General features: G+C 68.2%; 19 protein-coding genes. 12 read left to right on the top strand and 7 right to left on the bottom strand.

Features of this window, described 5'->3' with window-relative positions; genetic code table 11:
• Nucleotides 1-23: 23 nt before the first annotated feature.
• The 3 genes from EJ903_RS09780 (at nucleotide 24) to EJ903_RS09790 (ending at nucleotide 3,613) form a co-directional block, all read left to right on the top strand.
• On the top strand, nucleotides 24-380 hold the full coding sequence (locus EJ903_RS09780) for a cupin domain-containing protein (protein ID WP_126614599.1): 357 nt from the start codon (nucleotides 24-26) through the stop codon (nucleotides 378-380).
• Nucleotides 381-600: 220 nt separating this feature from the next.
• Complete coding sequence (locus EJ903_RS09785) at nucleotides 601-2,061, top strand: APC family permease (RefSeq protein ID WP_126614601.1); 1,461 nt, start codon at nucleotides 601-603, stop codon at nucleotides 2,059-2,061.
• A 133-nt stretch (nucleotides 2,062-2,194) separates the two neighbouring features.
• Entirely contained in the window at nucleotides 2,195-3,613 is a 1,419-nt protein-coding gene (locus tag EJ903_RS09790) for a cytochrome c peroxidase (RefSeq protein ID WP_158627910.1), read from the top strand.
• 24 nt (nucleotides 3,614-3,637) lie between these two features.
• Here EJ903_RS09790 and EJ903_RS09795 read toward each other — a convergent pair whose 3' ends face one another.
• The 5 genes from EJ903_RS09795 to EJ903_RS09815 form a co-directional block, all read right to left on the bottom strand.
• Nucleotides 3,638-4,453 carry a polysaccharide deacetylase family protein gene (locus EJ903_RS09795; RefSeq protein ID WP_126614605.1) on the bottom strand — a complete coding sequence of 272 codons (816 nt, stop codon included), beginning with the start codon at nucleotides 4,451-4,453 and terminating at the stop codon, nucleotides 3,638-3,640.
• A gap of 154 nt (nucleotides 4,454-4,607) precedes the next feature.
• On the bottom strand, nucleotides 4,608-5,624 hold the full coding sequence (locus EJ903_RS09800) for a TRAP transporter substrate-binding protein (protein WP_126614607.1): 1,017 nt from the start codon (nucleotides 5,622-5,624) through the stop codon (nucleotides 4,608-4,610).
• 61 nt (nucleotides 5,625-5,685) lie between these two features.
• Nucleotides 5,686-6,963: a TRAP transporter large permease gene (locus EJ903_RS09805; RefSeq protein WP_126614609.1), complete on the bottom strand. Its 1,278-nt coding sequence runs from the start codon at nucleotides 6,961-6,963 to the stop codon at nucleotides 5,686-5,688.
• 37 nt (nucleotides 6,964-7,000) lie between these two features.
• Nucleotides 7,001-7,525, bottom strand: a complete 525-nt coding sequence (locus EJ903_RS09810; RefSeq protein WP_126614611.1) for a TRAP transporter small permease — start codon at nucleotides 7,523-7,525, stop codon at nucleotides 7,001-7,003.
• A complete protein-coding gene (locus tag EJ903_RS09815) occupies nucleotides 7,522-8,067 on the bottom strand; it encodes a gluconokinase (protein ID WP_246015408.1) in 546 nt (181 codons plus the stop codon). Before EJ903_RS09815 ends, EJ903_RS09810 begins: the two co-directional genes overlap by 4 nt.
• 319 nt (nucleotides 8,068-8,386) lie before the next feature.
• Here EJ903_RS09815 and EJ903_RS09820 point away from each other — a divergent pair, with 319 nt between their 5' ends.
• From EJ903_RS09820 to EJ903_RS09845, 6 genes are all read left to right on the top strand, one after another.
• A complete protein-coding gene (locus EJ903_RS09820; RefSeq protein WP_126614613.1) occupies nucleotides 8,387-9,091 on the top strand; it encodes a GntR family transcriptional regulator in 705 nt (234 codons plus the stop codon).
• A 184-nt stretch (nucleotides 9,092-9,275) separates the two neighbouring features.
• Nucleotides 9,276-10,481: a D-mannonate dehydratase ManD gene (gene manD, locus EJ903_RS09825; RefSeq protein WP_126614615.1), complete on the top strand. Its 1,206-nt coding sequence runs from the start codon at nucleotides 9,276-9,278 to the stop codon at nucleotides 10,479-10,481.
• Between the two features lie 5 nt (nucleotides 10,482-10,486).
• On the top strand, nucleotides 10,487-11,968 hold the full coding sequence (locus tag EJ903_RS09830; protein ID WP_246015410.1) for a mannitol dehydrogenase family protein: 1,482 nt from the start codon (nucleotides 10,487-10,489) through the stop codon (nucleotides 11,966-11,968).
• A gap of 48 nt (nucleotides 11,969-12,016) precedes the next feature.
• Nucleotides 12,017-13,036: a Zn-dependent oxidoreductase gene (locus EJ903_RS09835; RefSeq protein WP_126614617.1), complete on the top strand. Its 1,020-nt coding sequence runs from the start codon at nucleotides 12,017-12,019 to the stop codon at nucleotides 13,034-13,036.
• A 56-nt stretch (nucleotides 13,037-13,092) separates the two neighbouring features.
• On the top strand, nucleotides 13,093-14,115 hold the full coding sequence (locus EJ903_RS09840) for a TRAP transporter substrate-binding protein (RefSeq protein WP_126614619.1): 1,023 nt from the start codon (nucleotides 13,093-13,095) through the stop codon (nucleotides 14,113-14,115).
• 91 nt (nucleotides 14,116-14,206) lie between these two features.
• Nucleotides 14,207-16,087 (top strand): TRAP transporter large permease, encoded by a 1,881-nt coding sequence (locus EJ903_RS09845; RefSeq protein WP_246015412.1) that lies wholly within the window; start codon nucleotides 14,207-14,209, stop codon nucleotides 16,085-16,087.
• A 41-nt stretch (nucleotides 16,088-16,128) separates the two neighbouring features.
• Here EJ903_RS09845 and EJ903_RS09850 read toward each other — a convergent pair whose 3' ends face one another.
• Both EJ903_RS09850 and EJ903_RS09855 read right to left on the bottom strand, forming a co-directional pair.
• Nucleotides 16,129-18,726, bottom strand: coding sequence for a methyl-accepting chemotaxis protein (locus EJ903_RS09850; protein ID WP_126614621.1), 2,598 nt, complete (start codon nucleotides 18,724-18,726; stop codon nucleotides 16,129-16,131).
• A 279-nt stretch (nucleotides 18,727-19,005) separates the two neighbouring features.
• Nucleotides 19,006-19,821: a GntR family transcriptional regulator gene (locus tag EJ903_RS09855; protein ID WP_174237275.1), complete on the bottom strand. Its 816-nt coding sequence runs from the start codon at nucleotides 19,819-19,821 to the stop codon at nucleotides 19,006-19,008.
• 187 nt (nucleotides 19,822-20,008) lie between these two features.
• Here EJ903_RS09855 and EJ903_RS09860 point away from each other — a divergent pair, with 187 nt between their 5' ends.
• Genes EJ903_RS09860 through EJ903_RS09870 form a run of 3 tightly spaced genes read left to right on the top strand, consistent with a single transcriptional unit; the run spans nucleotide 20,009 to nucleotide 22,408 of the window.
• Complete coding sequence (locus tag EJ903_RS09860) at nucleotides 20,009-20,596, top strand: amino acid synthesis family protein (RefSeq protein ID WP_126614623.1); 588 nt, start codon at nucleotides 20,009-20,011, stop codon at nucleotides 20,594-20,596.
• Complete coding sequence (locus tag EJ903_RS09865) at nucleotides 20,589-21,434, top strand: alpha/beta fold hydrolase (protein ID WP_126614625.1); 846 nt, start codon at nucleotides 20,589-20,591, stop codon at nucleotides 21,432-21,434. Before EJ903_RS09860 ends, EJ903_RS09865 begins: the two co-directional genes overlap by 8 nt.
• Before the next feature lie 47 nt (nucleotides 21,435-21,481).
• Nucleotides 21,482-22,408, top strand: coding sequence for a flavin reductase family protein (locus EJ903_RS09870; protein ID WP_126614627.1), 927 nt, complete (start codon nucleotides 21,482-21,484; stop codon nucleotides 22,406-22,408).
• The last annotated feature ends 35 nt before the right edge of the window (nucleotides 22,409-22,443 follow it).

Here is a 22,443-nt window from a genome sequence, read left to right on the forward strand (position 1 = left end):
TCCCCCACACGAAAGGATCCCTCATGCTTCCGATCAAACCCGGCCAACCGCCCGCCCTCGATCCCTGGGGGACCGTGGCCGATCTCGGCTCCACCATTCTGGAGGGCGAGGTCAAGGCCTTTGGCAAGATGGCGCATGGCGCGCCGGATTCCCCGGTCAGCTGCGGTTGGTTTTCCTGCACCCAGGGCGTCTTCCGCATGGTCTACCCCTTCACCGAACACGCCGTCGTCGTCGAGGGGACCGTCACCCTGACCAACGAGGCCACCGGCGACAGCCAGACCTACCAACCCGGCGACGGCTGGTTCATCGAAAAGGGCACGCCGATCCTGTGGCGGGTGAACAGCCCGGTCTTCACCAAGAATTATTTCGCCGTGGTCTGAGCCTGAGTTTTCCTCGCAGCCGGGAGCGCGCCCCGGCCGCCACGCGTGCCCACCAACCCGCGTTCCCTGTCCGCCGTCCATCCCGGTGGATCGGGACCGCGCACGCGGCGACCCCGCCGCCAACGACATCATGCAGGCCCGGCCCCGCCGCAACCCTGCGCCTCTCACGTCCGTGCGCCACTTGCCGGGGCCGCGCCCCGGCCCGTTTGGAGAGGGTCCAATGACACAATCGGTTCAGGGAAGTGCTTCCACCAACGAATTGAAAAAAGGCGCGCTCGGCGTCGGCTTCATCGTCTTCTTCGTGATTTCCGCCGCCGGACCGCTGGCGGCCATCGCGGGCGGCCTGCCCATCGGCATGATGCTGGGCAACGGGGCGGGAACCCCGGCGCTGCTGCTGATCGTCATCGGCATTCTGTTGATGTTTTCGGCGGGTTACACCGCCATGGCCCGCCACGTCACCCACGCGGGCGGCTTTTACGCCTTTGTTTCGCGCGGGTTCGGCGGGCGGATGGGCGGGGCCGCCGCCGCGCTCGCCATTCTGGGCTACAACGCCATGCAGGTCGGGCTGTACGGCCTGCACGGGGTGGCGACCGCCGGTTTCATGAAGGAGATGGTCGGGCTGGATTGGCCCTGGTGGGTCTGGGCCTATTCGGCGATGGCGACCGTGGCCATCTTCGGCTATCGGCAGGTCGATTTGTCGGCGCGGGTTCTGGCGCTGCTGGTCGTTGGCGAATACATCGTCGTCTTTCTGCTCGATCTCTTCATTCTGAAAAGCCAGGGCATGGACGGCGGCGGCGGGCTGACGACCGTGTCCTTCACCCTTCCGGCCCTGCTGGGCGGCGCACCGGCCATCGGGCTGCTGTTCTGCTTCGCCTCCTTCGTCGGGTTCGAGGCGACGACGATCTACGGCGAGGAGGCCAAGGATCCCGAACGCACGATCCCGCTCGCCACCTACATCTCGGTGCTGCTGATCGGCGGCTTCTACACCTTCTCGATCTGGTGTCTGGTGGTCGGCGTCGGGGCCGACAAGGTGGTGGAGACGATTTCCGCCCTGCCCGACCCGACGACCTTCACCTTCACCCTGTCCGACCGTTACGCCGGGCCATGGCTGACGGTGGCGATGAGCGCCCTTCTGGTCAGCAGCGTCTACGCCGCCCTGCTCGCCTTCCACAATTCGGCGGCGCGCTATTTCTACTCCATCGGGCGCGAGGGGCTGTTGCCGGAGGTTCTGGGCCAGACCCACCCGGTTCACCAAAGCCCGCACGCCGGATCGCTGCTGCAAACCGCCATCGCCTTCGTCGTGATGACCGCCTTCGTCGTCAGCGGCTCCGACCCGGTGCTGACGCTGTTCTCGTGGCTGACCAATCTGGCGACGCTGTGCGTCATCGCGCTGATGACCCTGACCTCCTTCGCCGTCATCCGCTTCTTTCGCGGTGTCGCGGCTCCCAGCGAAGGGCCGCTGCGGACGTTGCTGCTGCCCTTGCTGTCGGGCCTGCTGCTGGCCGGGGTTCTCGCGCTCGCCATCCTGCATTTCGACGTGCTGACCGGATCGAACGGCGTGCTGTCCTGGGCCATTCCGGCAACGCTGCCACTGGCCGCGCTGCTGGGCTGGTGGCGCGCCGTCGCCCTGCGGCGCAACGACCCGCCACACCACGCCCAACTTGGGTTGGGCAAGGTCTGACACGACTGACATCCATGTTTCAAAAGAGAATTGTGGTGATCACCACCAACCTGTGACTGCCGTCACTGAACGCGGGCCGAATCTGGAGAAACATAGCATTCAAGATAAATTGAGAATGCTTATGGAGCCAGCCATGCGCGTTGCCCGCTCTGCCCGCCTGACCAAAACCGCCGCCGCGCTGATCGGCGCGGCGGCGCTTTCTCCCGCTCTGCCCGTTCCCATGGCCTCGGCCCAGTCGGCCACCGGCATTCCGGCGGTGCTGGACACGGTGACGGCGACCGCCAACCCGGCGGGGGTTGCCCACACGTTCCAGGTGGCCGGGCCGACGGCAACCGCCGCCAACGCCTTTTTCCAATCGCTGGGCACCAACGGGCGGAGTTGCGCCACCTGCCACGACCCGCAAGCGGGCTGGAGCGTCACCCCCACCGGGATCAACGCCCGTTTCCAGGTGACACAAGGAACCGACCCGCTGTTTCGCCTGAACGACGGGGCGACCTGCTCCACCGCGCCGGTTGACACCCCGATCAACCAGATGCGCGCCTACGCGCTGCTGTTGAGCAAGGGGGTGTTCCGCATCGCCCTGCCGGTTCCGGCCAACGCACAATTCACCCTGTCGGTGACGAGCGACCCCTACGGCTGCAACACCAACCCGGCCACCGGCCTGACCAGCGCCAGCAGCGGGACCCTGTCGGTCTACCGCCGCCCCTTGCCCGCCACCAACCTGCGTTTTCAAACCAGCGTCATGTGGGATGGCCGCGAGGCGACGCTGACCACCCAGGCCGTCGCCGCCACGCTGGGCCACGCCGAGGCCACCACCGCCCCATCCCTGCCCCAGCAGGCGCAGATGGTCGCCTTCGAAAGCGGCGAATTCACCGCGCAGGCCACCACCAACGCGGCGGGTCCATTGGACCTGCTGGGGGCGACGGGTGGGGTGGGGCCGTTGGCGCAGCAGCCCTTCACCGTCGGCATGAACGATCCCAACTCCGGCCTGTTCGACCGCGCGGCGTTCAAGCTGTACACCGCCTGGCAAAGCCTGACCGGGGCGGACCCCGCCACGCTGGCGCGGCAATCCATCGCGCGCGGGGAACAGATTTTCAACACCCGCGCCTTCACCATCACCAACGTGCCGGGCCTGACCACCCAGGCCAACCCCAGCGTCCAGGGCAGTTGCACGACCTGCCACAACACACCCAACGTCGGCACCCATTCGACCAACGTGCTGATGAACATTGGCGTGTCGAACGCCAACGCCCCGGCGGCGCTGGACGTGGCGTCCCTGCCGGTCTTCACCCTGACCTGCGTGGCCGGACCGCTGGCGGGCCGGACCTTCACCGTCACCGACCCCGGTCAGGCGATGATCACGGGCCGGTGCAGCGACATCGGCCGGATGAAGGTCCCCGCCCTGCGCGGGCTGGCAGGCCGCGCGCCCTATTTCCACAACGGCAGCGCCACCACGCTGGGCAACGTCGTCGGCTTCTACAACGGTCGTTTCAACCTGGGCCTGACCCAGCAGGAGCGCACCGATCTGGTCAACTTCCTGCGGGCGTTGTAAGCGCCAACCGCTCCAACAGCGCGGTCAGGCGGATCGGGCGGCGGTCATCGCCGCCCACCAGTCCGTCAATGTGACGAAGCGAAAGCCCTTGCGGTGGCCAGCCTCCAGGATGGTCGGCAGGGCTTTCACCGTTTCGGCCTTTGTGCTGTGCATCAGCACCACCGCCCCCGGGGCCAGCCGGTCGGTGACGCGGGCGGCGATGGTGGCCGCCGGGGTGTTCTTCCAATCCTGGCTGTCGATGGTCCACAGCACCGTCTGCATCCCCTGGGCGGTGGCCAGCCCCGTGGTGGTGTCGTCAAAATCACCGAAGGGCGGACGAAACCAGCGGGGACGAACGCCGATGGCGGCCAAGGCGGCGTTGGCGCGGGACAGGTTGCGCTCTTGTTCGGTTGCCGACAGGTCGCTCATCATCGGGTGGGTGTGGCTGTGGCTGCCCACCTCGTTGCCGGATTCGGCGATGGCCTTGGCGATCGGCACGCCAGCCCCGGCGATCTTGCGCCCGATGCAAAAGAAGGTCGCCCGCGCCTCGTGCTGTTTCAGCAGATCGAGGATGCGGCGGTCGTTGGCGTCGGGACCGTCGTCGATGGTCAGCGCGACGACGCGCGCGCCCGCCGCCGCCGGGTTGATCCGGGCCAGATCGAGCGACGCGCCGGGAATCAAGTGTCGAGTGTCGAAGGGGACCGAGCCATGGGTCGCGGCGAAGCTGCGCGGCTTGTCCACCGGCCCAGTGGCGGAACCAGCCACAGCGGCGCGCGGTCCCACCGCCACCAACGCGGCGGACCCGGCCAGAGCGGCGCGCCGGGACAGGGCAAGGCGGTGCGGCGGGCAACGGCTGGTCATCACGCAAAAACCCCGGTCAGCGAAAACCGGGGCAGAGTGTCCGGGCAAACGGCGCAACGCAAGGCCGTTCGCCCGGACGCGTTCACCCGGACACCCCCGCAGCCTTACCCCTTGGGGGAGACGGCGGGGGTGACGGGCACCCGTGGCTTTGGCCTTACGGCTTGCGGACCTTGGCGATTTCGGCCTGGAGATCCTTCAGCAGCTCCGCCCCACCCTCGGCGGCGTATTTGTCAAAGGCGGGCTTGACCATCTCGCGCATGCGGGCGACCTCGGCCGCGCTCAGCTCGTTGATCTTCATGCCCTTTTCCTTCAACAGGGCCAGGCTCTGGGTGGTGGCCTCGCGGCTGTCCTTGCGCTCGAAGGCGCGGGACGCGACGGCGGCCTCGTTCAGGATCTTGCGCTCGTCGGCCGACAGGCCGTCGTACCAACGCTTGCTCGCCAGCACGATCCACGGGCTGTAGACGTGGCGCGAGATCGTCATGTAGCCCTGGACCTCGTAGAATTTGGAGGACAGGATCGTCGTCACCGGGTTTTCCTGGCCGTCCACCGTGCCGGTTTCCAGCGCGGTGAAGAGTTCGGAGAAGGCCAGCGGAACCGCGTTCGCGCCAAAGCGGTTGAACATGTCGATGTAGACCGGGTTCTGCATGACGCGCAGCTTGATGCCGCTCAGATCCTCGATCTTCGTCACCGCGCGCTTGCTGTTGGTCAGGTTGCGGAAACCGTTTTCCCAATAGACCAGCCCGACCAGCCCCTTTTCGTTCAGCGACGCGATCAGCTTCTGGCCGAACGGCCCGTCGAGCACGGCGTCGGCCTCCGCCTCGTCGTTGAACAGGAAGGGCAGGTCATAGACGCCGAAATCCTTGACGATGCCGACCAGCGTGGCGGTGGAGCCGACCATCATCTCCTGCGCGCCGCCGATCAGCGCGTTCTGCATCTGGATGTCGTTGCCCAGGCTGGCGTCGCCGAAGCCCTTCAGCTTCAGCTTGCCGCCCGACCGCTTGGCCAGCTCCTCGGCGAAGAATTTCACCGCGCGGCCCTGGTTGCTGGACTCCGACAGGCCATAGCCGAAGCGGATGATGCGCGGCTTGATGTCCTGCGCAGAGGCCGCGACCGGAGCGAGGATGGCGGCGGCCAGCCCGGTGGCCAGCAGCAGTTTGCGGAACAGCGTCATGGTGTCGTTCTCCCAACGGTGTGTTTTGCGGTTTTTGGCAACGGCGTTTTGCAAGGGGGGCTTATTTGAAGGCGCGCAGCGGGACCGTGATGATCTCCGGCACGGCGATCAGCAGGCCGGTCAGCACGATGTAGGTCAGCAGGAAGGGCCAGATGCCGCGCGTGGCGCTTTCCAGCGAGATGCGGGCGACGCCGCACACCACGTTCAGCACCGTGCAGACCGGCGGGTGGATCAGGCCCAGCGTGCCGATCAGCACGAACATCACCCCGAAATAGGTCGGGTCGATGCCCGCCGCCACCGCCAGCGGGGTCAGGACCGGCCCCAGAACCAGGATGGTCGGCGTCAGATCCATCACCGTGCCCACCGCCAGCAGCAGCAGCGCGATGGCCAGCATCAACAGCTTGGGTTGATCCATCAGCGGGTGCAGCAGCTCGGTCATCTGCTGCGGCAGATCGGCCAGCGTGACCATGTAGGACGACACCAGCGCCGCCGCGCACAGGAACATCACCGTGCTGGTGGTGCGCGCCGCCTGGACCAGCAGCGGCACGATCTGCGCCAACGTCACCTGGCGGTAGATGAACAGCGCGACGAACAGCGAATAGACGGCGGCGACCACGGCGGCCTCGGTCGGGGTGAACAGCCCGCCGCGCAACCCGCCGATGATGATGACCGGCAGGGCCAGCGCCCACACGCCGTCGACCAGCGCCTTCACCCGCTCACGCCCGCTCGCCTTGGGTTGCAGCTTCACCGTCATGTCGCGGACCACGAACATCCAGGCCGCGACCAGACCGATGCCCATCAGCAGGCCGGGCACGATCCCCGCCATGAACAGCGAGCTGATCGAGGTGTTGGTGGTGACGCCGAAGATGATGAACGGCATGCTGGGCGGAATGATCGGGGCGATGATGCCGCCCGACGCGATCAGACCGGCCGAACGCGGCACCGGATAGCCATGGTCGCGCATCATCGGGATCAGCAGGGTGGCGAGCGCGGCGGTGTCGGCGATGGCCGACCCGGACAGGCTGGCCAGCATCACCGACGCGCCGATGGTGACATAGCCCAAGCCGCCCTTGATGTGGCCGACCAGGCTGACCGCCAGATTGATGATGCGCTGGGAAATGCCGCCCGCGTTCATCAGCTCACCGGCCAGGATGAAGAAGGGAACGGCCATCAGCGGGAAATTGTCGGCCCCGCTCAGCATGTTCTGGGCGACCAGCTGCGCGTCGAAAAAGTCGAGATGGACCATCAGCGCGACGCCGGTCAGCATCAGCGCGAAGGCGATGGGCATCCCCAGCAGCATGAAGCCGAACAGCGAGGACAGGAAAATCGTCAGGGTCATGGCGTGGGTCCGTCCTTGCGGATCAATGCGACGGGGATCAATGCTCGACCGGCGCGGCGCCAAAGGCCGCGTTCGGGTCGCCGGGGATGCGGGCCTTGGCGTCGCCCGCCAGGATGCGCCACAGATTGGCCAGCACGGTCAGCGCCATGGCGATGGCCGGGAAGAACCCCGCCGCCGCGTAGAAGGCCATGGGGAAGCGCAGCACGGTGGAACGGGTTTCCAGGCCGATCAGCAGCTGAATCCAACTGCCCTCGATGAACAGCCACAGGGCGTAGAGCATCAGCAGATGCGCCACCACCGCGCAGGCCCGCCGCGCCTTGAACGGCAAGCGGGCCTGGAGCAGTTCCAACCCCAGATGCTGTTGGTGGCGCAGCGCCAGCGTCGCCCCCAGGAACACCAGCCAGACGAACATCAGGCGGGAGATTTCCTCCGCCGCGACGATGCCGCTGTTGAAGGCGTAGCGCAGGACCACATTGCCGAAGATCAGCGCGACCATCACGGCCAGCATCGCCGCCATGATCCATTCGGTGATTTTTTCCAGCCGATCAGCCACACCCATCATGCGTTCCCCCCGGCGGTCGCGGTCGCCGCCTTGCCGTTGTTGGTCAGATAACCGCAAGCGTCCGCCACAATCTGGTCGACCGGCAACAGGATCGACCGGGTCAGGGCGTTTTCCTCCGGTCCGGGCGCTTCCAGATCGGCGAATTGGCTGTCGATCAGCGCGGTCGGCATGAAATGGGCGGTGCGCGCCGCCATGCGGTCGGCGATCACCGCCTTGGTCCCGTCCAGATGCAGGAACCGCACCCGCGCGCTGTCGCCGCGCAACTGGTCGCGGTAGCGCCGCTTCAGGGCGGAACAGGCCACCACCAGCGCCTCGCTCCGGCGGTCGGCGTCGGCGATGAAACCGGCCAGCACGGCCAGCCAGCCTTCGCGGTCGGCGTCGGTCAACGGCACGCCCGCCGACATTTTGGCGATGTTGGCCTCGGGGTGGTGGGCGTCGCCTTCGATGAAGGCACAACCCAGCGCCTGCGCCAAGCCGCGCCCGACGCTGGATTTGCCGCAGCCGCACACCCCCATGACCACGACAATGGGTGGACCGATCATGAGCATCCATTTCCGCTGGAAGACCGACGCGCCCAGCCTGGTCAGCCGGTGCGCGATCGTTATGTTAGCGCTATCATTACCGCGCCGCCGCGAGCCACCCGGCGACAAAACCGGGATGGCCAGAGCGGCGATGCGTTGAAGCGGCGTTAGTGTTAGCGCTAACTTTGCCATTCGTAAAGTCTTTTGTTGGAGTCGCGAACCAACAAAAACGCGGATGCGGACGCCCGTCCCGTCACCTTCCCAGATTGGCTGTTGCGCTGGGGCATGAATGCTTGTACGCTAGTATACAAGTTTGTTGACCCAACGGTGCGCACCGATCATGCCCTTGCCCCATTCCGCCACCGCGCGCGGTCCGCGTCAGCACGATGTGTATGACACCTTGCGCCACGCGATCCTGAACGGGGATCTGCGGCCCGGCGAAGGGCTGTCGGAAACCAAGCTCGCCGCGCAGTTCGGCGTCAGCCGCACGCCGGTGCGCGACGCGGTGCGGCGGCTGTCCGACGATGGATTCCTGCGCGTGGTCCCGCAGGTCGGCACCTTTGTCGCCCCCATCCAATTGACGGCGGTGGCCGACAGCCAATTCGTGCGCGAGACGCTGGAATGCCGCACCATCCGGCTGGCCGCCGAACGGCTGGACCCGGTGCAGGCCAGCGCCCTGGACCGCCATCTGGCCGCGCAGGAGCGCGCGGTCGCCGCCAACGACGCCGCCGCCTTTTTCGCCGCCGACGAGGCGATGCACGCCGACCTGATCCGCATCGCCGGTCGCCCGGCGGTGTGGAACCTGATTCTGGACGTCAAGGCGCAGTTGGACCGCGTGCGCTGCCTGTCGCTGGAAAGCGCCGACTGGCTCGCCATGATCTTTGACCAGCACCGCGTCATCATCGAGCGCACGCGCGCCCGCGACGCCGATGGAGCCGAGGCGGCGATGCGCGCGCATCTGCGCAGCGTGTTCGACGCCATCGACCGCATCGCCGCCACCAACCAAGAGTATTTCGAGGACACCCCGGCCGACCCGGCGCGCTGACCCGCAACGGATCCGGGCAGCACCCCCGACACCCGCAACCGACCACCCGCTTCACCGCGCATCGTGCCCCGCCCTTTGGGCGGACCGTCGGCGCGCGCCCCGACATCCCCACGCCCGACGCCGCGCCGGATCCCCCGATTCCGGCCACGCGCTCGCTTGCCCTCATCCTGAGTGGATTTGCGCCATGAAGATCACCAACGCCCGCATCATCGTCACCTGCCCCGGCCGCAACTTCGTCACCCTGAAGATCGAAACCGACGAGGGCGTCACCGGCCTGGGCGACGCGACGCTGAACGGCCGCGAGTTGTCGGTCGCCTCCTATCTGACCGACCACGTCATCCCCTGCCTGATCGGGCGCGACCCGCAGCGGATCGAGGACATCTGGCAGTATCTCTACCGGGGGGCCTATTGGCGGCGCGGCCCCGTGACCATGGCGGCCATCGCCGCCGTGGACACCGCCCTGTGGGACATCAAGGGCAAGATCGCCGGTCTGCCGCTCTACCAGCTTCTCGGCGGGCAGAGCCGCGACGGGGTGATGGTCTACGCCCACGCCAACGGGCGCGACGTGCCCGAAACGCTCGACCGCGTCGGCGAATACATCGAAAAGGGCTACAAGGCGATCCGCGCGCAGTCGGGCGTTCCCGGCCTGTCGGGCGTCTATGGCATCGCCAAGGGAAAATTCTACGAACCGGCGACCAAGGGGCTGCCGCAGGAATCGGTGTGGTCGACCGAAGCCTATCTCGATTTCGTGCCCTCGCTGTTCGAGGCGCTGCGCGTGAAATACGGCATGGGGCCGCATCTGCTGCACGACGTTCACCACCGGCTGACCCCGATCGAGGCCGCGCGGCTGGGCAAGAGCCTGGAACCCTACCGCCTGTTCTGGATGGAGGACCCGACACCGGCGGAAAACCAGGAGGCGTTCCGCCTGATCCGCCAGCACACCACCACCCCCATCGCCGTGGGCGAGGTGTTCAACAGCGTCTGGGATTGCAAGGATCTGATCCAGAACCAGTTGATCGACTACATCCGCGCGTCGGTGGCGCACGCGGGCGGCATCACCCACCTGCGCCGCATCGCTGATCTGGCCGCGCTCTATCAGGTGCGCACCGGCTGCCACGGGGCGACCGATCTGTCGCCGGTCTGCATGGGGGCAGCACTCCATCTCGGCCTCGCCATCCCCAATCTGGGGGTGCAGGAGCATATGGAGCACAGCCCGGAAACCGACACCGTGTTCCCGCACAGCTACACGCTGACCGACGGTTACATGCATCCGGGCGAAACCCCCGGCCATGGTGTGGAGATCGACGAGGAACTCGCCGCCAAATACCCCTACGCCCCCGCCGCCCTGCCGGTCGCCCGGCTGGCCGACGGCACCCTGTGGAACTGGTGAGCGCCATGCACCACTCCACCATGCGCCTTTCCCCCGCCGCCCTGCCCAACCTGCCCACCACCGTCCAGCGCCCAGGCTACGACCGCGCCGCGCTGGAGCCGGGAATCGTCCATCTCGGCCTGGGGGCGTTCCACCGCGCCCACCAGGCCGTCTACACCGACGAGGCTTTGAACCGCGCCTTCGGCCCGTGGGGCATCATCGGCGTCAGCCTGCGCAGCCCCGACACCCGCGACGCGCTCGCCCCGCAGGATGGGCTGTACAGCGTGGCGATCCGCGACGCCGACGGCCAGACCCTGCGCGTCGTCGGCAGCGTGCTGGAGGGGCTGGTCGCCCCGGAGGATCCGGCGGCGGTGCTTGACCGCTTGACCCGCCCGTCGGTGCGCATCGTCACCCTGACCGTGACGGAAAAGGGCTATTGCCACGACCCGGCCACCGGCGCGCTGAACGAAGCCCATCCCGACATCGTGCATGATCTGGCCAACCCGCAACAGCCGCGCACCGCGCTGGGCTTCCTGGTCGAGGCGCTGGCCCGCCGCCGCGCCGCCGGGCTGGTTCCCTTCACGGTGTTGAGCTGCGACAACCTGCCCAGCAACGGCGACACGCTGGCCGGTCTGCTGCGCCGCTTCGCCAGCCTGCGCGACCCCGCCTTTGGCGCGTGGGTGGCCGAGGCGGTGGCCTGCCCCAACAGCATGGTCGACCGCATCGTACCCGCCACCACCGACGACGACCGCGCCCGCATGGCCGCCGCGCTGGGCGTGGCCGACGCCTGGCCGGTGATGACCGAACGCTTCACCCAATGGGTGGTGGAGGACCGCTTTCCCGTCGGGCGTCCGGCCTGGGACACGGTGGGGGTGGAGATGGTCGCCGACGTCCATCCCTATGAAACCATGAAGCTGCGCCTGCTCAACGGCAGCCACTCCACCCTCGCCTATCTCGGCTACCTCGCCGGGTACGAGACGGTGGCCGAGGCCATCGCCGATCCCGGCATGGCCCGCCTGATCCGGGGCCTGATGGACGAGGAGGCCGGGCCGACGCTGCATCTGCCGCCCGGTGCCGATCTGGACGGTTACAAGGCCGCGCTGCTGGAACGGTTCCGCAACCCGGCGCTGCGGCACCGCACCTGGCAGATCGCCATGGACGGCACGCAAAAGCTGCCGCAACGGCTGCTGGGAACCGCGCGCGACCGGCTGGCAGCGGGCCTGACCATCGACCGGCTGGCGCTGGGGGTGGCGGCCTGGATGCGCTACGCCGCCGGGGTGGACGAACGGGGCCAAGCCATCGACGTGCGCGACCCGATGGCCGACCAACTCGCCGCCATCGCCGCCAAGGCGGGGGGCGATCCCGACCGGTTGGCGGATGGGCTGCTGGGCCTGACCGCCGTGTTCGGCACCGATCTGCCCGCCGACCCGCGTTTCACCGACCCGGTGCGCGCCGCGCTGCGCCGCCTGTTCATCGAGGGCGCGCGCGCCGTGCTCACCGCCGCCTGATCCGTCACCGACCCGTTTTCCCCCTGCTGTTTGTGAGGGAGTGATCCCATGGTTGCCCTGCTCGTCGAAAAACCCCACGCCTTGGCCATGGTCCCGGACACCGACCCGACGGTCGCCGCCGGAGAGGTTCTGGTTCGTGTCCAGCGCGCGGGAATCTGCGGCTCCGACATGCACATCTATCACGGAGCCAACCCGTTCGCCGTCTACCCCCGCGTCATCGGCCACGAGTTCGCCGGAATCGTCGAGGCGGTCGGGGCCGGGGTGGAAACGGTGGCGGTCGGCGACCACGTCGTCGTCGATCCGGTGGTGTCCTGCGGGCGCTGCTACGCCTGCCGCGCCGGGCGCACCAACGTGTGCGGCACGCTGGAGGTGTTCGGCGTCCACCGCGACGGCGGATTCCGCAACCGGGTCGCCGTGCCCGCCGCCAACGCCATCAAGGTCCGCCACGACCTGCCCTTTTCCATCGCCGCGCTGGCCGAACCGCTGTCCATCGCCGCGAACGTGCTGTCCCGCACCGGCATCGGAGCCGACGACATCGTGCTGATCTATGGCGCGGGAACCGTTGGGCTGACGGTGGTGCAGGTGGCCAAGCTGCACGGCGCGCGCTGCATCGTCGTCGATCTGGACGACGCCCGGCTGGAGCGCGCCCGCGATTTCGGCGCGGACGTGACCCTGAACTCCACCCGCCAGTCGGTGCCCGACGCCGTGCGCGACGAGAATGACGGGCTGGGGCCGACCATCGTCATCGACGGGGCCGGGGTTCCCGCCCTGCTGGAGGAGGCCTGCCGCGTCGCCAGCCCGGCAGGGCGCATCGGCCTGCTCGGCTTCTCGCCCGCCCCCTGCAACATCAGCCAGCAGGAAATCGTCAAGAAGGAGCTGACGCTTGTCGGTTCCCGCCTGAACCGTCGGTTGCTGCCGCAGGTGATCGACTGGATCGAAACCGGTCGGTTGCAGCCCGAAAAACTCATCACCCAGGTGTTCCCGGCGGCCGACGCCGCCGAAGCCTTTGCCCTGATCGAACGCGATCCGGGCCGCACGGTGAAGGTCCAGTTGGATTTCAGCCTCTGACCGCCGTCACCGCCGCACCCAATCAAAACACCCATCATCCGGGAGGATTATCAATCATGACCACCGCCCTCACCCGCCGCCGCGTCACCGGCGCGCTGGCCACCCTGTGCGCCGCCGTCGCCCTGCTGACCGCGTTGCCGCAGGACGCCGCCGCCCAGGCGAAGTATCGCTTGCGCTACGGGACCGCCTTCCCCGCCGACCACCCCGCCGTGCTGCGCATCACCGAAGCGGCCGAGGCGATCAAGGCCGAAACCGGCGGGCAGGTGGACATCCAGGTGTTCCCCAACAGCCAGATGGGCAGCGAGCCGGAGATGTTCAGCCAGGTGCGTTCCGGCGCGCTGGATTTCATGTCCACCTCCGGCGTCAACCAGACCATCGTTCCGGTCGCCAGCATCAACGCCGTCGCCTTCGCCTTTGCCGATTACAAGCAGGTGTGGGCGGCGATGGACGGCGAACTGGGCGCGCATGTCCGCGCCGCCTTCGACAAGGCCGGGCTGCACGCCTTTGACAAGATGCTGGACAACGGCTATCGCAACATCACCACCAGCGGCAAGCCGGTGAACTCGCCCGACGATCTGAAGGGCCTGAAAATCCGCGTGCCGGGCAACCCGCTGTGGGTGTCGGTGTTCAAGGGGCTGGGCGCGTCGCCGACGCCGATCCAGTTCGGCGAGCTGTACGCCGCCTTGCAGACCCGCGTGGTGGACGGGCAGGAAAACCCGCTGGCCCTGATCCAGAGCGCCAAGCTGTACGAGGTGCAGAAATACGTCGCCCGCACCGGCCACATCTGGGACGGCCATTACATCTTCATGGGCAACAAGAAGTGGGCGACCCTGCCCGCCGACATCCAGGCCAGCATTTCCAAGCATTTCGCCGCCGCCGCCGTGAAGGAGCGCGAGGACGTCGCCATCCTGAACGAACAGGCGGTGGACGCGATGCAGGCCGCCGGCATCGTCTTCACCGACCCCGACAAGAAGCCGTTCCGCGATGCCCTGAAGGCCGCCGGGTTCTATGAGGAGTTCAAGGGGAAATACGGCGAGGCCGCCTGGAGCATTCTGGAAAAATACTCCGGCCCGCTCTGATCGCCCCGCGCCCACGCGCGCCTGGAACCGCGACCGGGAACGGCCCCGCCCGTCCCCGGTCCCCTCCTCCTTCGACAAGGCTTGAGCCGACATGAGCACCGCGATGACACCGCCCCAGCCGCGTTCCGGGCTGGCGGCCACCCAGCGCAGCCCGTTGTTGCATAGGTTCGACAGCGCCCTGACCACCGTCACCGAAGGGGCGGCGGCCCTTCTGGTCGCCGCCGAGGCGGTGTTGCTGGCCAGCGGGACCACGGCGCGTTACGTCTTCCACACCCCGCTCGTCTGGTCGGACGAACTGGCCTCGCTCATCTTCCTGTGGTTGGCGATGCTGGGCGCGGTCGTCGCCCTGCGGCGGGGGGAGCACATGCGCCTGACCGCCTTCGTCCGCAACCTGCCCGACGAAACCCGCTCCTGGCTCGACACGCTGGGCATGGGGCTGGTGATCGCCCTGCTGCTGGCCCTGCTGCCCGCCACGCTGGAGCATTTCGAGGATCTGTCGATCAGCACCACGCCCGTGCTGGAAATCAGCGAGGGGTTCCGCGTCGCCGCCGTGCTGGTCGGCTTCGGCCTGATGCTGGTGACGGCCATCGACGTGACGCTGAAGCGCGCCCGCCTGACGCAGATCGCCGTGGTCGCGCTGGGGATCGCCGCCGCCGCCGGGCTGTTCTGGGTGCTCGCCGCCCGCTTTGAAGCGATGGGCAACGCCAATCTGTTGATCTTTTTCCTGGGCATCGTCAGCTTTTGCATGGTGATCGGCGCGCCCATCGCCTTTGCCTTCTGCCTGGGGACCGTCAGCTACCTGACCTTCGCCACGCAAATCCCGTTGACCATCGTGCCGAGCCGCATGGACGAGGGCATGTCCCATCTGATCCTGCTGGCCGTGCCGATGTTCATCCTGCTGGGCGCGCTGATCGAAATCGCCGGACTGGCCCGCGCCATGATTTCCTTCCTGGTGGCGCTGCTGGGCCATCTGCGCGGCGGTCTGCAATATGTGCTGCTGGGGGCGATGTATCTGGTGTCCGGCATTTCCGGGGCCAAGGCCGCCGACATGGCGGCGGTGGCCCCCACCCTGTTCCCGGAAATGAAGAAGCGCGGCAACCATGAAGGCGATCTGACCTCGCTGCTGTCGGCCTCGGCGGTGATGTCGGAAACCATCCCGCCCAGCATCGTGCTGATCACCGTGGGTTCCGTGACCGGCGTGTCGATCGCCGCGCTGTTCACCGGCGGCCTTCTGCCCGCCGTGGTCGGCATGGCGGTTCTGTGCGTCGTCGTGTATTTCCAGACGCGCAACGAAGACATGTCGCAGGTCCAGCGCTTCACCGGGCGCGACAAGCTGCGGCTGTTCGCCGTCGCCATTCCCGGCCTGGGCCTGCCGGTGGTCATCCGCACCGCCGTGGTGGAGGGGGTGGCGACCGCCACCGAAGTGTCCACCATCGGCATCGTCTACACCGTCATCGTCGGGCTGGTGTTCTACCGCCAATTCGATTGGAAACGGGTCTACCCGATCCTGGTCGAAACCGCGTCGCTGTCGGGGGCGATCCTGCTGGTGGTGGGGGCCGCCACGGCGATGGCCTGGGCGCTGACACAGTCCGGCTTCTCCCGCCAGTTGGTGGAGGTGATGACGATGGTTCCGGGCGGCAAGCTGGGCTTCCTGCTGACCTCCGCCGTCGCCTTCATCATTCTGGGCAGCGTGCTGGAAGGGGTTCCCGCCATCGTGCTGTTCGGCCCGCTGCTGTTCCCCATCGCCCGCATGATGGGGGTGAACGAGGTGCATTACGCCATCGTCGCCGTTTTCGCCATGGGCTTCGGCCTGTTCATGCCGCCCTTCGGCGTCGGCTTCTATCTGGCCTGCGCGATCGGTCGGGTGTCGCCCGATCTGGCGATCCGCCGGGTTTGGCCGCACATGGGGGCGCTGCTGGTGGCGCTGCTGCTGATCGTGCTGATCCCCTGGATCTCCATCGGCTTCCTGTAACCGGACCAACCAGGGGCCGCTGCGCGGTCCGGACCGGCTGGTCAGGAGGCGCGCAGATCACCGACCAGCGCATCGACCTGCCCCGCCAGACGGCGCAGCTCTTCCCGCACCACGCCGGACGCCGACAGCACGCGGCCGGCCGCCTCACCGGATTCACGGGCGGCCCCGGCGACCGACTCGATGCGGTCGTGAACGTGCCGGGTGCTGTCCGACGCTTCCGCCACGTTGCGGGCGATGTCGCGGGTGGCGGCGCTTTGCTGGTCCACCGCCGCCGCGATGACGGTGGCGATCTCGTTCACCTCCTGAATCGTGCCCGCGATGGACCGGATGGCCGCCACCGCCTCGCCTGTCACCGCCTGCATCGCCGCGATCTGGGCGGCGATGTCCTCCGTTGCCTGGGCGGTCTGGGTGGCAAGGCTTTTCACTTCGCTGGCCACCACGGCAAAACCCTTGCCGGTCTCGCCCGCGCGCGCCGCTTCGATGGTGGCGTTCAGGGCCAACAGCTTGGTTTGGGTGGCGATGGACTGGATCAGGCTGATGACGTCGCCGATCCGGCCCGCCGCCTGGGCCAACCCCTCCACCGTCCGGTCGGTGCGTTCCGCCTCCGTCGCCGCCTTGCGCGCGATCTCCTTGGAGGCGTTGACCTGACCGCCGATCTCCCGGATCGAGGCCGACAGCTCTTCGGTGGCCGCCGCCACCGCCTTGACATTGCCTTCGGCGTGCTGGGAGGAGTCGGCGGCGGTCGCGGCCTCGCTCGCGGTCTGCCCGGCGCTGCCGCTCATCCGTTCGGACATGCCCTGCATCTCGGTCGCGGCCTGAGCCACCCGTTCCAGAACCTGCCGCACGCCGCTTTCGAAGGTCTGCGCCACGCCGAGCAAGGTCCGACGGCGTTCCCCCTCGGCGCGGGCGCGTTCGGCCTCGGCCCGCTCGTTCGCCGCATGGGCGGCGCGCGCGGTGTCGCGGAAAACCGTCAGGGCGCGGGTCATCTCGCCGATCTCGTCGGTCCCGGCGGGGGGAATGGCGGTGTCCAGGCCACCCGTGGCGATGGCGTGCATCGCGTCGGACAGACGGCTGAGCCGCCCCACGATGTGACGGCCAACAACCAGCCAGGCCAACGCCCCGGCCCCGACCAGACTGCCCAGAGCGAACAGCACCAGCACGCGCCGGGCCGTGGCGAGCACGTCGCCCGCCTCGTCCACCGCGCGCGCCGCCTCCTGGGTCATGGTCTTGATCTGGTGATCGACGGTGCCGACGAAGCGCTCCGCCAAGCGGCGGCTGTCCGACAGCACCCGGTGCGCGTCATCGGCCGCCGCCAGTTCGGCCCGGCGCAGGCTGAACAGGCCGCCATCGCCAACCCCGAAGGTCATCAGGGTGCGCAGCCGCGCCGCCAGCCCCGCCACCTCGTCGCCACCATCCACGCTCAGCTTGGCCATGCGCGCGTCCAACGCGCTGGCCGTTTCGGAGAAGCGGCGTTCCAGAACCATCAGACGCTGTTCATCGGGGGCCTGCGCCGCCTCGTTCAACGCGCCGACCAGGGCGCTGGCCTGGGTGGACAGTTCCAGATGCGCCCGGAACCGTTCCAGACCACGCCCCAGCAACTCCTGAATCGCGTCCTGCACCTGGGTACGGACCAGGAAATTCGCCCGCTTGATCTCGCTCTGCACCTTGCGCAGCACCGGATCGAGCGCGTCGAGAAGGTCCGTGGCGGTGGTGCGCACCGTCTCCGCCCCGCCTTGCCCCTCAACGACGGCACCGCCCCCAGCCAGCGCCCGGCGACGGCGATCAAAGGGACTCTCCGCGCCATAGCCGATGGCGAACAGCGCGTCGATCTGGGGTCGGATGTCCGGCGGCAAGCGCGCGCCGACCGCCGCCGCCGCACCCGACACCCGCGACGCGGCGTCCAAAAAGGATTGCTGCGCCGAATCGACGGCAGACGCCTCGCCCACCGCCGCCCGCGTCACCGCATCGACCGCTTCGGCAATCGCCCCGCGCAGATCATACACCCCGATCATCGCCCGCACGGCGTCCGACAGGCCGCCCATGTCGCGCGCGGTTCCGTCGCTCAAGGCGTCGCCCTTGCCGCGCAACTCCTCGCCCGCCCGCTCCACCAGGGGGGCCAGCGTGCCCAGAAACCCGTCATACGCGGCGGCCAAGGCCCCGGACGCCGCCTCCCGCCGGTCGCGCAGCGCCAGCCGACGGGCGACGGCCTCGTTCTCCGCCTCCAGGGTCCCGATCAAAGCGTTGCCGGCGGCGCGCACGTCGGCCAGCGCCGCATCACCCGACCGGCGCGCGGCCAGCGTGTCCACCAGAGCCAGAAAGACTCGCGCCCGTTCGGTGTTGTCTGCGTGCAGGCGCGCCCGCTGCGCCTCTGTGCTGGCGGCGTCCAGCGCCGGGGCGGCGGTGGCGATGCGGCCGCTTTCACCCGACAGCCGGGTTGCCAGTTCCATGTCCGGCAGACTTTGCGTTGCCATCCGCAGCATCGGCGTTTCCACCACCGAAAAGGCCATCAACCCCACGGCGCTGGCGGCGACCGTCATGCCCGCCATTCCGGCGAAGGCCATCAACAGCTTGGCGCGAACACCAAAACGGCGAAGTCCCGCACCGGATTCAGGCACGGCAGCGGATGCGGCGGTGAGCATGGCGAAGTCCTCCTGGGCCAGTCCGGGCAGCAGGCGGGCAACACACCCACCGGCCATGGCGGGGGTGTTGGCCAAAGTCCCGGTGACGGTGGCGATGGAACGGGGGGATGGGCGCGGGGCGGTGGGACCGGTCCGGAGCGGGGCATCATCCCTGCGGCCGGTGAGCCATACGGTCGTCTCGCGACGACGGCATGGTTCCGGGCGGGACCGATCCTGTCAACACAATATTCTCTACAGGAAAGACATTATCCTTAGGGTGGATTTTACCGCCACCCGCGCTCAGACGCGCCGTCCGCGCCGACGCGCAGCGGAAGCGGGGGCGGAAGCGGGGGCGGAAGCGGGACCGGGGTCAGGAGCATCGGCGGGGAGCGTCGTCACGCGCCCGGTCATCGACTGGTCGATCGCGATGTCGCCGCGCAGGATGCGCAGAGCGATGTCGCCCGCCTGGGTGACGTGGGACAGGCAGGCCCGTTCGGCGCGGTCGGCGTCGCGGGCGCGCAGAGCGGTCAGGATCGCCTCCATCTCGCTCGGCCCCTTCGTGCTGCGACCGGCCGAACTGATGGTCATGGCCCGCAGATGGGTGATGCGGGCGTTCAGCGTCTGGACGATGCCCCACGCCACCGTCTTGCCGCCGCTGAGGAACATGATCTCGTAAAACAGCGTGGTCGCGTCCAGGATCCGCTTGATGTCGTGATCGGCGTAACCGCTGCGGATGCTGTCGAGCGCGGCGGACAACCGGGCGAAATCCTCCTCCGCCGCCATCAGGGCGCAGGCCCGCGCCGCCGCCGCCTCCAGAATGGAGCGCAGTTCGTAAATCTGCGCGGCGGCCGACACCGACAGATGGGCGACGATCGGCCCCTGGTGCGGGATGGTTTCCACCAACCCTTCCGTTTCCAGATGCCGCAACGCCTCGCGCACCACCGTGCGGCTCACACCCAGCCGTTCGACCAGCGCGCGTTCGACCAACCGTTCGCCCGGCTTGAACTGCAACCCGACGATCGCGTCGCGCAGCTTTTCCAGCGCCAGCACGCGCAGGGTCTTGATCTCGCGGTCCACCTTCATCGGGCTGACGCCCTGGGTCGTCGGATCCGTCATCTCTCTGGTCTCTCCCACCCGTGTTGGCATGCCTTACCACCAAATCCGGGACCGCACAAATCGCGCAAACGACGGGGCACGGCTGCGCTTGACGGTCTACGATATGATGGTATACCATAATACAAGATGATGACTTTGCCAATGCGGCGCACCGTTTCCAGTGCTTCCCCTCGATGGAGAGAGCGGTATGGGTCTCGAACTTCGGAAAACCGTCCTGTATGTCGACGACACGCGGATCGAGGGCGGTCGCCCGGTCCCACAGCCTTTCACCCTGATCGCCGCTGCCGCCGTTTTGAAAAATCCCTGGGCCGGGCGCGGCTTCGTTGAGGATCTGAAGCCGGAGATCCACGCCATCGCCCCGCTGCTGGGCGAATTGCTGACCGATCAGGTGCTGAAGGCCGCCGGCGGCGGCGACGCGGTCGAGGGCTATGGCAAGGCCGCCATCGTCGGCACCTCGGGCGAGGTCGAACACGCCTCCGCGCTCATACACACCCTGCGCTTTGGCAACAAATACCGCACGGCGGTGGGGGCCAAGAGCTATCTGAGCTTCACCAACACCCGTGGCGGCCCGAATTGCCCGGTGGTGATCCCCTTGATGCACAAGCACGACGAGGGGATGCGGTCCCATTACCTCACCATCCAGTTCTCCATCCTCGACGCGCCGGGACCCGATGAGATCGTCGTGGCGCTGGGGGCGTCCATCGGCGGACGGCCGCACCACCGCATCGGCGACCGCTATCAGGACCTCCAGGAGCTGGGAAGCACCAATGGCTGACCCGGCGGCGCAGGGCGACGGGATGGCGGGTCTCACCGCCTTCCGCACGACCGGACCAACAGAGGCGGGGAATGCGGAAGCGCCGCCGCTGCTCTTCATCCACGGTGTCGGGCTGCGCAAGGAGGTGTGGGAACCCCAAATCGCCGCCTTCGCCCGCAACCGCCGCGTCATTGCCTATGACATGCTGGGCCATGGCGGCAGCGGTCTGGGCAACGGCGACATGGGCCTGGATGCCTTTGTGGCGCAGGCCGCCGATCTGCTCGCCGCGCTGGGGATCACGCGGGCCGATGTGGTCGGCCATTCGATGGGGGCGCTGGTGGCTCTGGGTCTGGCCCTGGCCCATCCCGACCGGATCAACCGCCTGGTCGCGCTGAACGCGGTGTACCAACGCACCACCGACCAGCGCGCCGCCGTGCTGGAGCGCGCGGCGGAGATCGAGCGGGTCGGCCCACGCGCCGCCGCCGACCGCGCGGTCGCCCGCTGGTTCGGCGACACCCCACCCCCAGCCTTGCGCCCGCTGGCCACCCAGGTGCGGGAGTGGCTGGAAAACGCCGATCCGGTGGGCTACGCCCGCGCCTACCGCATCTTCGCGTCCAGCGACGCCATACACGCCGGGCGTCTGCCGACGCTGGCGATGCCGGTCCTCTACCTGACCGGGGAATTGGACGCGAACTCCTCCCCAGCCATGTCGGATCGGATGGCGGCGGAAACACCGCAGGGCCGCGCGCGGATTCTGCCGGGCGAACGCCACATGATGGCGATGGTGTCGCCCGACGCGGTGAACACGGCGCTGCGCGCGTTCCTCAATCCCTCCACCCTCGACGGGCAGGCGGCCTGACAGCACGCCTCCCCCACAGGACTCCAACCGGACAAGGACCGTCGGCCATGGACAGAATTGACCCCCGCGAGCTGCGCACCGCGCTCGGGGCCTTCGCCACCGGGGTGACGGTCGTCACCACCATCGATTCCGAAGGTCAACCGCGCGGCTTCACCGCCAATTCCTTCACTTCCGTCTCGCTCGACCCGCCGCTGGTGCTGGTCTGTCTGGCCAAGGGGGCGGCCAGCCGTCCGGTGTTCGAGGCCGCCGCCGGTTACGCCGTCAACATTCTGGCGGAGGATCAGCGCGAGGTGTCCCGCGTCTTCGCTTCCCGCAGCGAGGACCGTTTCGCCAGCGTGACCTGGCACCCCGGCCCCGCCGGAAACCCGGTGTTCGCCGGAACCTCGGCCTGGTTGGACTGCACCCTCGACCGCAGCGTCGACGCGGGCGACCACATCATCCTGATCGGGCAGGTCCGGGGCTTTGGCCAGTCGCCGGTCAACCCGCTCGGCTATTGCCGGGGGGCCTACATCACCTTCGGCCTGGACCAGACGGCGATGACCGGTGCCGGGCGACACAGCGAGGTCGGAGTCATTCTGGAACGGGACGGTGCCGTGCTGCTGCTGGTGGATCAGGGCGGCGGTCTTGCCCTGCCCACCGCCGCCGCGCTGGGCAAGCCCGGACAGGAGGGCGGGTTGCGAGACCGGCTTCAGGCGCTGGGGGGCGGCGCCGACATCGGCTTCCTCTTCGCCGTGTTCGAGGATGACGGGAACCGCCGTCAGTCCATCTATTATCGCGGCACGCTGTCAGCGCCGCCGACCGACGCGACCGCCCGGCTGGTCCCGTTCGATGACATCCCCTGGGATCGGTTGCCGGACGGGGCGGTGCGCAGCATGCTGCGCCGCTACGTCGCCGAACGGCGGGAAGACCGCTTCGGAATCTATGTCGGTGACGCCGAACGCGGGACCGTGCAACCGCTCTCCCACGTCGCCTGATCCATTCCCATCACCGCCGCGCCGACCGGTGCCGG

The sequence above is a fragment of the Azospirillum griseum genome (assembly GCF_003966125.1).
GTDB classification, from domain to species: domain Bacteria; phylum Pseudomonadota; class Alphaproteobacteria; order Azospirillales; family Azospirillaceae; genus Azospirillum; species Azospirillum griseum.